This is a genomic window from Hymenobacter terricola (assembly GCF_017921975.2).
Lineage (GTDB): Bacteria > Bacteroidota > Bacteroidia > Cytophagales > Hymenobacteraceae > Hymenobacter > Hymenobacter terricola.
In genome coordinates this window covers 1-15,086 of record NZ_JAGEMO020000057.1, presented here as the reverse complement: position 1 = coordinate 15,086, position 15,086 = coordinate 1, and the positions used below count along the sequence as shown (strand labels likewise).

The window sequence follows — 15,086 nt, the reverse complement described above, 5'->3', positions numbered from 1 at the left end:
CCCACCTGCACGGCCAGGCTGCTGGCCGTGCAGGTGGGCGCCCTGACCGGATAACCGGCAATATCGGCGTCGGTGATGGAGCGGCGCAGCACCCCGGCGTAGTTGGCCAGGAGCTGGCCGGCTTCGGTGGCAAAGGCCACGCTGCCCTGGCCCAGGGCCGTGACGGAAAGGGTTTTTGCTCAGCGTCGGTGAGCGTCATTCATTTGGTAAGGGCCCAGCTTGTCGATGGCCTGCTGAAGCCGTTTCGCCACATCGGCGTGCACGGCGGCGGGAATGGGAATGGATACGGGAGCCATGAGTGGAAACGCGGGCATTGGGGTAGCGCAATTGCCCGGCGGTCGGGCCCGACTTCCAGAAAGATGGCATAAAATTATAGGGGCTTATGGGCCTGTGCAGTAGCTGGCTGGCCTTTGCCGCCCGGCAAGCGTTTGTGGTCCTCAACCTGCCATCTGCGGCCTGCGTATAGCCGGGGCTTTCTACCGGTTTTTTGTTCCCATGCTAGCGTCAGAAGACGACCTTGTGCTGCGATTGCTGGCCCGCGATGAAAAGGCGATGGCCCAGTTTTACCAGCAATACCGCCCGGCGCTGCTGGCCGCAATCCTGCGAATTGTGCGCAACCGGCAAAGCGCCGAAGACGTGCTCCAGGAAGGCATGGTGAAGGTGTGGTTTGCCATTGCTTCGTACGACGCTACTCATGGCCGGCTGTTCACCTGGGCGGCCCGCATTTGCTGCAACACGGCCATCGACCACATCCGCACCGGCCGCTTCCGCCAAACGGCGCGCACGGCCTCCCTCGAAGACACGGCCGTGATGCAATACGCCGCGCCGACGGATTTCCGCCCGGAGCACATTGGGGTGCCGGACTTGCTGCTCGGGCTGCGCCCCGAATACCGGCAGGTGATGGACCTGATGTACCTGCAGGGCTTCACGCAGGTGGAAGCCGCCACGGAGATGAACGTGCCGCTGGGCACGGTGAAAACCTGGGTGGGCCGCGCCCGACACCTACTGGGCCGGCTGCCGCTGTAGGTGGGTAGTTATGAGTGGTTAGTTGTCAGGTATTAGTTGTTAGTGTGTAGTCAGCATCTTGGCGGACAACTAACCACTAACAACTAACCACTAACAACTAACCACTAACAACTAACAACGAGCAACTAATACCTGACAACTAACCACTAACAACGAGCAACTAACCACTAACCACTAACAACGAGCAACTAATAACTGACAACTTGATTACTACTTAGTACCTGAAGTAGACCGTGAACGTGGAACCCACGCCGGGCTGGCTCTGCACAGCCACCCTGCCACCGGCATTCTCCACCATTTTCTTCACCATGTACAGTCCCACGCCCGAGCCTTCGACGTGGGTGTGGTAGCGCTGAAACAGGCCGAACAGGGGCCGGTCGGGGGTGAGGTCCACGCCCAGGCCGTTGTCGCGCACCTCCAGCACCCAGTGGGGCGCTTCGAGCCGGCAGAGCAGGTGCACCTGCGGCACGCGGTCGGGGTGGCGGTACTTAAGGGCGTTGCTGAGCAGGTTGTAGACCACCGAGCGCAGGTTTTTTTCGGAGAAGGGAAAAGAGGGGAAGCCCCGCACCTCCACCACCAGCTGTGCATCCACGGCCTGAATGAGGGAGGCCAGGTCCAGCCGCACGTCGCTGATGACGTTGGCCAGGAACACCGGCGGCGCGGGCTGGCCCCGTTCCTGCTGGAGCTGCCCAATGGCGCTCAGCTGCGAAATGGTGCGCTGAAACCGGTCGATGGAGCCCTGCATCAGGTTCAGAATGTAGGCCACCTGGCCGACCCGGTTTTCCGGGGGAAGCTCTTCGCGCAGCGCGTGCAGCAGGCCGTCGAGGTTGGTGATGGGGTCTTTGAGGTCGTGCGAGGCCGTGTACACGAAGGTGTCCAGGTCCACGTTGGTGCGCGTCAGGTACTGGTTGGTGGCGCCCAGCTCGTCGTTGGCCGCGTGCAGCTCCTCGTTGCTGGTGGCCAGCTGCTCGTTCAGGCCCTGCACCTGCTCACGGCTCAGCACCTCCTCGGTAATGTCGCTCACCAGGCTGTAGTAGCCCACCACGGCACCCGCCTGGATGTCGGGCACGAAGCTGGTGCGGATGTACTTCACGAAATCTTCCCGGTAGGGCATCCGGGCCTCAAAGTCCAGGCGCTCGCCGGCCAGCGCCCGCTTGATGTAGTGCTGCACGCCCGCGTAGGCCGCCGCGCCCACCACTTCGGCCACGGTCCGGCCCAGCAGGGCGTCGGCGGGCTGGTTGAACCAGGCCTCGTAGGCGCGGTTGGCGAAGCGGTACCGCTGCTCGGCGTCGAGGTGGCCAATGAGCACCGGCAGGGCATCGGTGATGAGCCGGAGCTGGCGGGTGCTGGCTTCGCTGGCCTGGGTGCGCTCGGCCACGCGGGCGTCCAGCGTCTGGTTGAGGCGCTGGAGCTGGCGCTGGGTGCGGCGCAGTTCGGCGTTGTGGGCGCGCAGCTCGGCGTTGGTGGCCTGGAGTGTGACGTTGGCCACTTCCAGCTGCTGGTTCAGGGCCTGCACTTGCTGGCGGGCCCGCACCTGCTCGCTCACCTCGGTGGCCACCACCGTGATGCCGGTGACGCGGCCGTCGGCCTCGCGCAGCGGGTGGTACACGAAGTCCCAGTACACGGTGTCGCGGCGGCCGAGGCGGTCGATGAGCGCGGGCAGCTCGTGGGCCACGTAGGGCACGCCGGTGGCCAGCACGCCCGCCAGCAATTCCTCGAAGCCCTGGCCGGCGGCTTCGGGCAGCAGCTCGAACAGGGGCGTGCCCAGGGCCTGCGCCAGGGTGCGGCCCCACAGGCGGCACACGGCCGGGTTGGCCTCTTCGATGACGTACCGAGGCCCCCGGAACACCGCCATGGCCACCGGGGCCTGCTCGAACAGCTCCTGCTGCTGCCGCTGCTGGGCGTCGCGCTGCTGCCGGGCCTGCACCTGGGCGGTTACGTCGTAGGCAAACGTGGAGATGCCCACAATGGCGCCGTGCTCCCGGTAGGCCTGGTAGGTGAAGGTGAAGTACAGCTGCTGCGGCGCCTGGCCACCGGGCTGCTCCAGCAGGAACGGGGCCTCGTACCCGAAATAGGTTTCGCCCGTCCGGTACACGTTGTCCAGCAGGGCCACGAAGCCCCCCGCCACGGTTTCGGGCAAGGCCTCGGCCACGGGGCGGCCGTGCAGGGCGCGGCCGGGAAAGAGCTGCTGGTACGTTGCGTTGTGGTACTCGTAGCGGTGCTCCGGCCCGCGCAGCATACAAATCGCAGCCGGGGTGTGCTCGAATAGCTGGTACAGCGCCTCGGGGGGACTGGGGGGCGTGGCTCCGGGGGCGGGGGCGGCGGGCGGCGGTACCGGAACGGTGGGCATGGGAGAGCGCGGAGGGGGGAGAAGCTCGAAATAGCGAGCCGGCGCTTAGCCTAGGCAGTAGCGGGAACCAATCAATTGCTAACCAAAACATGGTCACAATATCCGGCTACTGCCCGTGGCGTGGGAAAGGTACGCATTTCCGCGGGTTCCAGGGCCCGGCCCTGCAACCCGTGCCGGGCTCGTGGCCGCCGCCACCACTTAAGCCGGGGGCGGGCCGCCGCGCTGGCCGCTGAAAAGCAGCAATTATTTCCCCGCTGGCCCCACTTGCGCCCGGCCGGCCCCCGGCAATACCCAACGCGGCCCCCTTGGGGCCGCGCCCGCCGCAATTGCCCCTGCCGAAGCCGCAAGTGGGGCCAGCGGGGAAATAATTGCTCCGCAACGGCCGCAAAAAGCCGGTTTGAGAAACGGTATCATGCTGCAACCCGGCCAGTGCCACGACCGGCGGCACGAACGCGGCGTTTTGGTGGCGTAGTCGGTGGTTTTGGTCACGAAGGCCACCGTTTTGTCGGCCATGCGGAGCATGATTTTGCGCTCCTTCAAGGTGAGGGAAATGAGGTGGGGCACCAGGGCGACTTTGATGGCGGCGAGGTGTTTTTGCACCTCAGCCAGCACGCTGCCGGGCATGTCCAGAGGGAGCTGATTGGGCATGGAAAGAACAAGTAACAAGTTGATAATGGGTAGGCAGCGCTACCCGGCGGCCGGCGGCAGTCCTTTCTGGCGCAGCAGCGGCCCGCGGCCGTGCCCGGTGGGCAAAGCGTATGTATCTTCACCAACTCCGCCACCTACCAACCCCGCTGCCGCGCCATGTTCCCCAACGACCAGCCATCCCTCCTGGGCTCCGCCGCCGGCCTCCCCTCGGAGGAGCCCAGCCCCCACGAGGCCCTGCTCGCATTGCGCGCCCGCGCCGAGAAGCGCCGCCACATGGTGACGCAGGCCCCGCTGCACCACTCGCCGGAGGAAATGCAGCGCCTGGTGCAGGAGCTGCAAGTGCACCAGATTGAGCTTGAAATGCAGTACGAAGAGTTGCTGCTGGCCCAGGCCGAAACCCAGGCCGCCCGCGCTCAGTACGTCGACCTCTACGATTTTGCCCCCGTGGGCTACTTCACCCTGGCCGGCAATGGCCTCATTCAGCAGCTCAACCTGTGCGGCAGCCAGCAGCTGGGCACCGTGCGCCAGCGGCTGGTGGGGCGGCGATTTGCCCTGTTTGTGGAGCCGGCCAGCCGCCTGGCGTTTGGGCAGTTCCTGGCCCGCGTGCTGAGCACCGAGAGCACCCAGAGCCACGAGCTGGCGCTGCTGCGCGAAGACGGCAAGCCCTTCTACGCCCAGCTCGAAGGCCTGCGGGTCGACATGCCCACCGGCCCGCAGTGCCGCCTGGCCGTGCTCGACAACACGGCCCGCCACCAGGCCGTGGCGGCCCTGGCGGCCAGCGAGGCCCGCTTTCGTAAGCTCTTTTCCGACAGCCGCGACGCCGTGGTGCTGCTACAGGGCCACGAGTACATCGACTGCAACGCCGCCGCCCTGCGCCTGCTGGGTGCCGGCCACCGCAACGAAGTCGTGGGCCGCCCGGTCCTGTCTTTTTGCCCCGAATGCCAGCCCGGCGGGCAGCGCACCGCCGACCTGTTTAGCCAGACCGTGGCCGATGCCGTGCGGCTGGGCTCGCAGCGCTGCGACGCCCAGATGCACCGCATGAACGGCGATACCATCTGGATGGAAGCCGTGCTCACCCTCATCGAGGAAGACCAGGGCCTGCCGCTGATTCATATTCTGTGGCGCGACGTGACGGCCGACCGCGCCGCCCGCGAGGCCCTGCAAGCCAGCCAGGAACGCCTGCAGCTGGCCCTGGAAGCCGCCAATAGTGGCGCGTGGGTATGGGAAACGGCCGACAACCAACTGCACTGGGACGCCAATGCCCAGGCCATCTTCGGCCTGGCCTACAACCCCGCGCCGGTGCCGTTTGAAATGCTGCGCCAGGCCGTGCACCCCGACGACCTGCCCGCCGTGGCCGCCGGCCTGAAGCGGGCTTTCGAGCAGCGCGTGCCTTTCGACTTGGAACACCGCATCCGGTGGCCCGACGGCCAGGTGCGCTACGTGGCCGCCGTGGGCAAGGTCCTGTTTGATGAGTACGGCCAGCCTCTGCGCTTCACGGGCGTGATGCGCGACGTGACGCCCCGCCGGGAAGCCGCAAACGACCTGCGCCAGGCCAAGGAATTCACCGAAAGCCTGCTCTACAACACGATTGACGGCATTGTTGCCTTCGACCGGAACATGCACATCACCGCCTGGAACGCGGAAATGACCCGCTACTTTGGCCTGGAGGCCCCGGCCGTGCTGGGCCGTACCATGGTTGAGGTGCTGCCCTACCTCGACGAGGAGGCGCAGGAAGTGGTGCGGCGGGCCATGGCGGGCGAAAGAGTGGCCCGCCTGGGCCGGCCGTTTCGCAGCCGCCCCGGCCACTACGATGTGTACAGCGTGCCGCTGCGCAACGAGGGAGAGGACCAGCCCAGCGGCGTGCTCACCATCATCCGCGACATGACCGAGCGCGACCACCTGGCCGAGGAAGCCACCCGGCTGCGGCTGCGCCGGCAGCAGGAGGTGCTGGCGGCCATCCTTACCACCCAGGAGTCGGAGCGCAAGCGCATTGCCGAGGCCCTGCACAACGGCCTGGGCCAGCTCCTCTACGCCACCAAGCTGAGCCTGGAGGGCCGCCGCGGCACGGCCTCGCCCCACGCGTCGCTCGACTTGCTGAACGATGCCATTCGGGCCACCCGCACCATTTCTTTCGAGCTCACGCCCGGCATTCTGGAGGATTTTGGCCTGCGCACGGCCCTGGAAACGCTGGTGAAGCGCATTGCCCCGGCGGGCCTGCCCGTGGGCCTGCACCTCGCCAACCTGGACCAGCGCCTGCCCCCGCCGGTCGAAATCGCGGTGTACCGCATTGTGCAGGAGCTGCTGAACAACGTGATGAAGCACGCCCGCGCCACCGAAGTGGAAGTGCACGTGGCCCAGGAAAACGGCCGCGTCGAGGTCAGCGTCGAAGACAACGGGCAAGGGTTTGAGCCGGCCACGCTGGCCACCCAGCCGCTGACGGGTATCGGCCTGGCGGGGGTGCGCAACCGCGTGGTGCTGCTCGGCGGGGAGCTGTCGATAGTTTCCCGGTTGGGCCGGGGCACCATCATCAGCTTCGAGCTGAACGTGTAGGCCGCCTTCTGGCTTGATTTTTGACCACATACCCACCGTGCCGAACGCCGCTTGTTGCGAAATTCGGGGTAGTGCGTCGCCGCAGGCGAAAGTGCCTGGGTGGGGCACTCTTGTGGGGAATGACGCGTCCAAAAGAACAGACCAGCGCGGAGCCCGTTCCTGCCCGCTCACCATTTGCCCCTCACGCTATTTGCAAATCCCTACTTTTTCGAAGATGAGCTTGTTCAGATTTACTCCCTTGCTGGTTGCCCTGCCGCTGACCACAGTCTTGTTCACCGGGTGCGGCAAGAAAACGGTGGAGCCCGATGCTCCCACCACCAGCAGCTTTGCCATTGAGCTGGAGCCCGTGGTGGGCGCTACCGACCTGGAGCTCAACACCCAGACCTACACCAAAGCCGATGGCCAGGCTTTCACGGTGTCCAAGTTCAAGTTTCTGTTCACCAACCTGAAGCTGACCAAAGCCGACGGCACCGTGTACGCCGTGCCCGATAGCTACTACCTTTTTGACGCGGCCACGCCCGCTTCCACGCACCTCGTCATCGAGAAGGTGCCGGTGGGCGACTACACCGGCCTGAGCTTCGTGGTGGGCGTGGACGATGCCCACAACAACGCCACGTTTACCAGCGGCGGCCTCAACCACAGCAACGACCTGTACTGGGACTGGAGCAGCGAGTACGTGTGCCTGAAAATGGCCGGCACGTCGCCGCAGGCCGGCACCGGCCGGGCCCTCACCTTCGACATTGGCGGGGCCGGCGTGGCCCGCACCGTGGCGCCCGCGTTCGGCCCCAACGTGCTGCCCGTGAAGGACGGCCACGTCCCGGAAATCCACATGAGCATCGACCTGCTGAGCTTGTTTGAGAGCACCACGCCAACTAAAAACATCAACTTCGCCACCACCTACTCGGTGGAAAGCGGCAGCGCCTGGGCCCCCGTCATTGCCGATAACTACGCGGCCAGGATGTTCACCGTCGAGCACGTTCACGCCAACTAAAGCCCCATGCCGTTGAGAACGAAAGCGACTTTTGCCGCCGGAGTGGGGCTGTTGCTGAGCCTGGCCGGCTGCAAGCACGACGCCGATACCGTGGACCCCGACGGCCCGGTGGTGGCGCCTACGGCCTACAACCTGGTGGTGCCCACCAATTTTCCGCCGCCGCAAGCCGTTCCGGCCGATAACCCGACCACGGTGGAAGGCATCGCGCTGGGCCGGCAGCTATTCTACGAAAAAGGCCTGTCGATAAACAGCACGGTGGCCTGCGCCTCGTGCCACCGCCAGGAGCTGGCCTTCACCGACGGGCTGGCCCGCGCCCAGGGCGTGAACGGCGCGCAGTCGCCGCGCAGTGCCATGTCCCTGGCCAACCTGGCCTGGGAGCCCAAGCTGACCTGGGACGGCGCTGCCAGCAGCCTGGAAACCCAGGCCCGCATTCCCATCCAAAACCCCGTGGAAATGCACCAGCTGCTGGCCGACGGCGTGGCCCGCCTCCAGGCCACGACTACCTACCCGGCGCTGTTCCGCAAGGCCTTTGGCAGCAGCACCATCACCGAGGACAACACGCTCAAGGCCCTGGCCCAGTTCGAGCGCACGCTGGTGTCGAGTAATTCGCGCTATGACCGGTTCCGGCGCGGCGACCGCACCGCCCTGAGCACGTATGAGCAGCAGGGCCTGGTGCTGTTCACCACGCACCCCAACGGCACGCTGCGCGGCGGCAACTGCGGCGACTGCCACAGCGGCGACCTGCAAACCAACCACACCTTCAGCAACAACGGCCTCGACCGGACCTTCGCCGACCTTGGCCTGGGCTCGCAAACCAGCCGGCCCACCGATAACGGCAAGTTTCGGGTGCCCTCGCTGCGCAACATCGCCCTCACGGCGCCCTACATGCACGACGGCCGCTTCGCCACCCTCGACGACGTGGTAAGCCACTACAACGAGCACGTCATCCTGAACAGCCCCAACATCGACCCGCTGCTGCTCAACACCACCAACGACCCGCGCCAGCAGAGCTTCACGCTCGACCTGACCACCACCGAAAAGGCCCAAATCGTGGCCTTCCTGCGCACCCTCACCGATTCCACGTTCATCAAAGACCCGCGCTTCGCTAAGCCGTGATGGCCGCGGCGGCGGGTCGGGATTCGCCGGATAATGGCGGCCCGACTACAGGTTTTCTCCAAGTTTTGGTTGCAATTTTGTGTGCAACAGAGGAATGGGAGCTGGCGGAGGGAGGGGCTGCTTTCCCCGCGCCCGGTGTCAGATTGCTACGTGATAATGATGATGATTGACCGATACCAGCGAGGCCATAACGCTTCGGATGCCGCACTTGTGCGGTTTTTTAATGCCCATAGCGCAGCTTATTTTGGTGGTTGGGGTGGCTTGCGTATTGCGCTCGCCGCCGTGCTGCTGGCGTTGCCACTAGGCGGGTGGGCCCAAACGGGCAGCGTGGGCGGCAAGCTGCTGGACGCGGCCGACGGCCAGCCGCTGCCTTTTGCCGGCGTGGTGCTGCTGCACGCGGCGGATTCGAGCTTCGTGACCGGCGCGCAAACGCTGGAAACCGGCGCGTTTTCCATTGAGAAGGTGCCGTTTGGCAATTATGTGCTGCGGGCTTCGGTGGTAGGCTACCGCACCGGGCAGCGCGCCGTGGCCCTCACGGTGGCGGCGCCTAACCTGCAAATGGGGCCGCTGCGGCTGCGGGTGGCTGCCACCAAGCTGGGCGAAGTAGTGGTGCAGGGCCAGCGCGCCATCGTGAGCGACAACCTCGACAAGAAGGTGATTGACGTGACCAAGGACCTGACCGCCACCGGCGGCACGGCCGCCGATGTGCTCCAAAACGTGCCCAGCGTGACCGTGGACCAGAACGGCGCGGTGAGCCTGCGCGGCTCGACCAACGTAAAAATCTTCGTGGACGGCAAGCCCACCGGCGTCACGCTGGACCAGCTGCCGGCCAGCAGCATCCAGAACATTGAGGTGGTGACCAACCCGTCGTCGCGCTACGACGCGGAGGGCTCGGCCGGCATCATCAACATCGTGCTGAAAAAGGAGCGGCAGGACGGCTGGAACGGCCAGGCTGCCGCCGCCGTCGGCACCGGCGACAAGTACAACAGCTCGCTGAACCTGAACTACCACCAGGGCAAAATCAACGTGTTTGGCTCCTATGATTACCGGGAGGACCACCGCACGGGCTACGGCTCGGTGCGCCAGCGCACCACCACGGCGGCCGGCACGGTGGTGCTGAACCAAGACCGCACCGGCGTGAACTACAACACCACCCACGCCGTGCGGCTGGGCCTGGACTACGCCCTCACGCCGGAGCAAACCCTGACGCTGGCCGTGCAGCCGCGCTACAACTCGCAGCGCTCGATTGAAGACGTGATTTCCAACCAGAACAACATCACCACCAACACGCCCATCGCGCTGGGCAACACCAACCGCTACAACACCGGCCACGGCGATAGCAAGCAGGCCGATTTCAGCCTGGACTACCGCCGCGTCTGGACCGCGCAGAAGCGCCGCGAGCTCACCGCCAACGTGGTGTACACGCCCGTGCTGAACCACCAGACGGCGTATTCCAGCGTGGACTACCGCAACGACGTGGCCTGGACCACCGGCCACCAGAACCAGTACTTCAACAACCTGACCGACCAGGCTTCGGCCCAAATTGACTACGTGATGCCGCTGGGCGAGAAGGGCCGCTACGAGCTGGGCGCCAAAAGTATTTCGCGGCGCTACGACAATGATTACCAGTACACCAGCCAGCCCGTGCTGGTGTTCGACCCCTCGAACCGGTTTCTGTACCACGAATACATTCAGGCCGCTTATGGCACGTATGCCAACGTGGCCGGCGCGTTCAGCTACCAGTTTGGCGTGCGCCTGGAGCAGACCAATACCCAGGGCGACCAGTCGATGGACGTGCCCAATGCGCACTTCACGCGCAGCTACCTGAGCCTGTTTCCGAGCGCAGTGCTGGCCTACGACGTGAGCAAGGACAACCGGGTGCAGCTGAGCTACTCGCGCCGCGTGCAGCGCCCCAATGCCGACGAGCTGAACCCGTTCACCGACCGCTCGGACCCGCTGAACCTGCGCACCGGCAACCCGCTGCTGATTCCGGAATTCGTGCACTCGCTGGAGCTGGGCGACCAGCGGTTCTTCGGCTCGGCCGGCTCGGTGAGCGCCACGGCGTTTTACCGGCTGGAACAAAACACGATTACCAACATCCGCGACCCGTTTTTTCGCGACACCGTCACGCATGCTTTCGTCACGAACACCACGCGCCTCAACGTGGGCCAGGAGACTAACTACGGCGTGGAGCTGGTGGCCTCAACCCCCGTCACCAGCATCTGGAAGCTGAACGCTAACGCCTCGGCGTTCCGGCGCATCATCAAAGGCTCGGCGCCCACCAACGTGGACTTCAACAACAGCAACATCGTGTACACGGGCCGGCTGAACACGACGGTGTCGCCCACCAAAAAGCTCGATTTGCAGGTTTCGGCCAATTACCGCTCGCCGGTGGTATCGGCTCAGGGCCAGCGCCTCACGCAGTTCAGCGCCGATTTTGCCGCCAAGCAAACCGTGCTCAGGGACAAGGGCAGCCTTACGCTGCGGGTGTCCGATATCTTCAACACGCTGCAATTCAATTTCAACGCCTACGGCCCCGGTTTCGAGTCGCTGGCCCGCAACAAGCGCGAGTCGCGGGTGGTGTACCTGGGCTTCACCTACCGCTTCGGCAACGAAAACGCGGCTTCGCGCAACAAGCCCAAGCCAGAGCAGCAGGACGACAACGGCGGCAAGGGCTTCGAATAAAGCTGCCGCCCGCTGCTGGGCCCGAAGGAACCTTCCCTGCTAAATTTGTGGTTCGCCGGTGCCGTTTGCCGTCGCGTTCGGCTTCCCCAATTTCTGTCATGCTTCCAATGTTTCGCCCGTTTCTTGTTTCGGCCCTTGGGGCCGCTATTCTGTGCCTGAGCAGCTGCGGCGAGACCCGGAAACCCGCCGCTATAGCCGCACCGGCTGCCGCCGCGCCCGCCGTGAAAGCGGCCTACGAGTGCCCCATGGGCTGCGCTGGGAGCCAGAGCAGCAAGCCCGGTAAGTGCCCCACCTGCGAAATGGAGCTGGTGAAAAAGTCGTAGCCCAAAACGGTGATTTCAGGCATTCAGCGGCATAATTATGCAGCTTTGCGCAGAAATTCTGTGTGAGCTTTTGGTCGTGAGAAACGTAATTTTACGTAGTTGCTCACCCCTTCTAAGGTGACGGTTTTTGCCCTGGCAAGTGCCGGGCTTTTCCTCTTACATTTCCCTTGTCATGTCAACGCTTCGTTTCAAAACCACCATCAATTGCGGCAACTGCATTAAGGCCGTCACGCCCGCCCTCAACCAGGAAGTAGGCGTCAATAACTGGCAGGTAGATACCGCCAATCCCGACAAAATACTGACCGTGAGCACCGCCACAGCCACTGCCGCCCAGGTAGTGCAGGCCGTGGAAGCGGCCGGCTTCGAAATCCAGGCCCTGGCGTAGAAGAAGCTATTTTCAAGCGTAAAAAAGGCGATTCCAATTCGGAATCGCCTTTTTTGTGGGTACGCAAGTGCGAATTTTATTTGCAGTTCCTTTTGCACAACCAGCCCAGGTTGCGGGGTCGCTTTTTCAGCCGCAAAGCGGCGGCACGTTGGTAGTTCATTGGAGGAAAAGGTAGCCTGAGAGCCGCAAAGCGGCGGCACATTCGCTGGCGAAATGCCGCCGCTTTGTGGCTCTCATCCGGCGCATACCAGGTTTTACTACCAACATGCCGCCGCTTTGCGGCTAATGGAACAAGCCGCAACCTGGGTTCATTACTCACGGCAACAGCAAGGATTTATCGTTCATGCTGGATGGGCTGCCGGAAGCACCTGCTGCTGAGTAGGTACAGCATGCGGCAGTAGCCGGCGGCAAGAAAGCTGGGCGCAAGCGGCCGAAAGCGGGCAGCAAAAAAGGAGTTGCGAGTCGTTTTACGCAAACGTTTGCATAAATGTAACTGTTACGTACTACTTTCGCGTTTTAAAGGGGCTGGCTAGCCGCATTGTGCTGAATTGCGTAGGCCATATTGTCCCGATTAGCCCGGTTTTTTCTTCGTTTCACCATTCCTTTTCGTCCATGCCCGTGCCTCTTGCCCAAGCCATTCACGCCGATTTTCAACAACGCTTTGGCTACGAGCCGCTGCTGGTGCGTGCGCCCGGCCGCGTCAATCTGATTGGTGAGCACACCGACTACAACGCCGGGTTTGTGCTGCCCGCGGCCGTGGATAAAGAAATAGTGTTTGCCGTGGGCCTGAACGGGGGCGCGCAAATCCGGCTGGTAGCGCACGACCTCGGCGAAACCCTCGACCTGCCCAATGCCGCCGAAATCAGCCCGAGCGAAACCCACTGGGCCAATTACCTGCTGGGCGTGGCGGCGCAGTTCCAGGCGCGGGGCATTGCCGTGCCGGGGTTCGACTGCGTGTTTGGCGGCACCATTCCGATGGGCGCGGGCATGTCGTCGTCGGCGGCTGTGGAGTGCGGCCTTGCTTTCGCCTTCAACCACTTCCTGCACACCGGCTTCGAGAAGATGGAGCTGGCCCGCATCGCCCAACTGGCCGAGCACACCTACGCCGGCGTGCAGTGCGGCATCATGGACCAGTTTGCCAGCCTGTTTGGGCACGCTGGCCAGGTGGTGCGCCTCGACTGCCGCTCCCTCGACTACGAATATTTTCCTTTTGATACCACGGCCTGCCGCATCGTGCTCTGCAACTCGGGCGTAAAGCACAGCCTGGCCAGCTCGGCCTACAACACCCGCCGCCAGGAGTGCGAGCGCGGCGTGGCGGTGCTCCAGCAGCATTACCCCGAAGTGCAGGCCCTGCGCGATGCCACCATGGCGCAGCTCGAAGCCCACCGCGACGAGCTGGGCCCCACCGTGTTCCGCCGCTGCGCCTACGTGGTGCAGGAAAACGCCCGCGTCGTAACCGCCTGCCTCTGCCTCAATAAAGACGACTTGACTGGCTTTGGCAAAGAAATGTATGCCTCCCACGCCGGCCTGCGCGACGACTACGAAGTGAGCTGCGCCGAGCTGGATGCGCTGGTGGAAGCCGCCCAGGCCGTGCCCGGCGTGTTTGGCTCGCGCATGATGGGCGGCGGTTTCGGCGGCTGCACCATCAATCTGGTTGCGCCGGACAAGGTGGACGAATTCATCGCCAGCGTGAGCGCGGCGTATGAAAAACGCTTCGGCCTCAAGCTCGAAACCTACCAGACCACCATCGTGGCCGGGGTAGGGGAGGTGGCGGCTGAAGTCGTAAAGTCCTGATTGGTAGGAATGCGCCACGGCGCGTTCAATCGTTGAACGGCTGGAATAATTGGCTGCAATTGTTGGTGCCTGTTGTTGTTCTGCCGCCGAACGCGCCGTGGCGCGTTCCTACAACCCTTTACTTAAAACTGAATCCCATGCCTGCTTTCGATTCCACCGAACACCCGCACCGCCGCTTCAATGCCCTGGCGGGCGAATGGGTCCTTGTGTCGCCGCACCGCTCCAAGCGCCCCTGGCAGGGCCAGCAGGAGCCCACCGAAGAGGACCAGCGCCCCGCCTACGACCCCACTTGCTACCTCTGCCCCGGCAACGTGCGGGTGGGCGGTGAGGTGAACCCGAAGTACCCCGACACCTTCGTTTTCAACAACGATTTCGGTGCCCTGACCCCCGATGTACCCACCGGCGGCATCAACGAAGGCGGGCTGCTGCGGGCCGAGGCCGAATCGGGCATCTGCCGCGTTATCTGCTTTTCCCCGCGCCACGATTTAACCTTGCCCCAGATGACCACGCCGGCCATCCGCAAAGTGGTGGATTTGTGGGCGACGGAGTTCCAGACCCTCGGGGCCCGGCCGGACATCAACTACGTGCAGATTTTTGAGAACAAGGGCCCGATGATGGGCTGCTCGAACCCGCACCCGCACGGCCAGATTTGGGCCCAGCGCACCGTGCCCGGCGAGCCCGCCAAGGAAACGGTGCAGCAGCTGGCCTATTTCCAGGAGCACGGCCGCACGCTGCTGAGCGACTACCTCAAAATTGAGCTGGAGAAGAAGGAGCGGGTGGTGCTTGAAAACGAGCATTTCGTGGTGCTGGTGCCGTTCTGGGCCGTGTGGCCCTTCGAAACCATCGTCATCGCCCGCCGCCCCGTGCAGGACATCACCCAGCTCACGCCCGACGAGCGCGACGCCCTGGCCGACATCCTGCGCCGCCTCACCATTCGCTACGACAACCTGTTCAGCATCTCGTTCCCGTACTCGGCCGGCCTGCACCAGCGCCCCACCGACGGCCAGGAACACCCCGAATGGCACCTGCACATGCACTTTTTTCCGCCGCTGTTGCGCTCGGCCACGGTGCGCAAGTTCATGGTGGGCTACGAAATGCTGGGCGACCCGCAGCGGGATATCACGCCGGAATTCAGTGCCGGGCGGCTCCGGGAGCAGTCGGAAGTGCACTATAAGGGAACTGTAGAAGTAGAATAGCTGATTGATTGAACGTTATCGA

11 protein-coding genes are annotated in these 15,086 nt (G+C 64.1%); 9 read left to right on the top strand and 2 right to left on the bottom strand.

Annotated elements, in window-relative coordinates:
* Positions 1-495: 495 nt before the first annotated feature.
* A complete protein-coding gene (locus tag J4G38_RS21700) occupies positions 496-1,026 on the top strand; it encodes an RNA polymerase sigma factor (RefSeq protein WP_210521007.1) in 531 nt (176 codons plus the stop codon).
* A gap of 214 nt (positions 1,027-1,240) precedes the next feature.
* Here J4G38_RS21700 and J4G38_RS21695 read toward each other — a convergent pair whose 3' ends face one another.
* Both J4G38_RS21695 and J4G38_RS21690 read right to left on the bottom strand, forming a co-directional pair.
* Entirely contained in the window at positions 1,241-3,376 is a 2,136-nt protein-coding gene (locus tag J4G38_RS21695; RefSeq protein ID WP_210521006.1) for a PAS domain-containing sensor histidine kinase, read from the bottom strand.
* Positions 3,377-3,619: 243 nt separating this feature from the next.
* A complete protein-coding gene (locus J4G38_RS21690; protein ID WP_210521005.1) occupies positions 3,620-4,024 on the bottom strand; it encodes a hypothetical protein in 405 nt (134 codons plus the stop codon).
* A gap of 156 nt (positions 4,025-4,180) precedes the next feature.
* Here J4G38_RS21690 and J4G38_RS21685 point away from each other — a divergent pair, with 156 nt between their 5' ends.
* The 8 genes from J4G38_RS21685 (at position 4,181) to J4G38_RS21650 (ending at position 15,064) form a co-directional block, all read left to right on the top strand.
* On the top strand, positions 4,181-6,574 hold the full coding sequence (locus J4G38_RS21685; protein WP_210521004.1) for a PAS domain-containing sensor histidine kinase: 2,394 nt from the start codon (positions 4,181-4,183) through the stop codon (positions 6,572-6,574).
* A gap of 214 nt (positions 6,575-6,788) precedes the next feature.
* The gene (locus tag J4G38_RS21680) at positions 6,789-7,565 is read left to right on the top strand and encodes an MbnP family protein (RefSeq protein WP_210521003.1); all 777 of its coding nucleotides are present in this window, start codon (positions 6,789-6,791) and stop codon (positions 7,563-7,565) included.
* 6 nt (positions 7,566-7,571) lie between these two features.
* Positions 7,572-8,681, top strand: coding sequence for a cytochrome-c peroxidase (locus tag J4G38_RS21675; RefSeq protein WP_210521002.1), 1,110 nt, complete (start codon positions 7,572-7,574; stop codon positions 8,679-8,681).
* A gap of 261 nt (positions 8,682-8,942) precedes the next feature.
* Positions 8,943-11,366, top strand: a complete 2,424-nt coding sequence (locus J4G38_RS21670; protein WP_210521001.1) for a TonB-dependent receptor domain-containing protein — start codon at positions 8,943-8,945, stop codon at positions 11,364-11,366.
* A gap of 98 nt (positions 11,367-11,464) precedes the next feature.
* Positions 11,465-11,689 carry a heavy metal-binding domain-containing protein gene (locus J4G38_RS21665; protein ID WP_210521000.1) on the top strand — a complete coding sequence of 75 codons (225 nt, stop codon included), beginning with the start codon at positions 11,465-11,467 and terminating at the stop codon, positions 11,687-11,689.
* A gap of 172 nt (positions 11,690-11,861) precedes the next feature.
* Positions 11,862-12,074, top strand: a complete 213-nt coding sequence (locus J4G38_RS21660; protein WP_210520999.1) for a heavy-metal-associated domain-containing protein — start codon at positions 11,862-11,864, stop codon at positions 12,072-12,074.
* A gap of 612 nt (positions 12,075-12,686) precedes the next feature.
* Entirely contained in the window at positions 12,687-13,868 is a 1,182-nt protein-coding gene (galK, locus tag J4G38_RS21655; RefSeq protein ID WP_210520998.1) for a galactokinase, read from the top strand.
* Positions 13,869-14,005: 137 nt separating this feature from the next.
* Positions 14,006-15,064, top strand: coding sequence for a UDP-glucose--hexose-1-phosphate uridylyltransferase (locus J4G38_RS21650; RefSeq protein ID WP_210520997.1), 1,059 nt, complete (start codon positions 14,006-14,008; stop codon positions 15,062-15,064).
* The last annotated feature ends 22 nt before the right edge of the window (positions 15,065-15,086 follow it).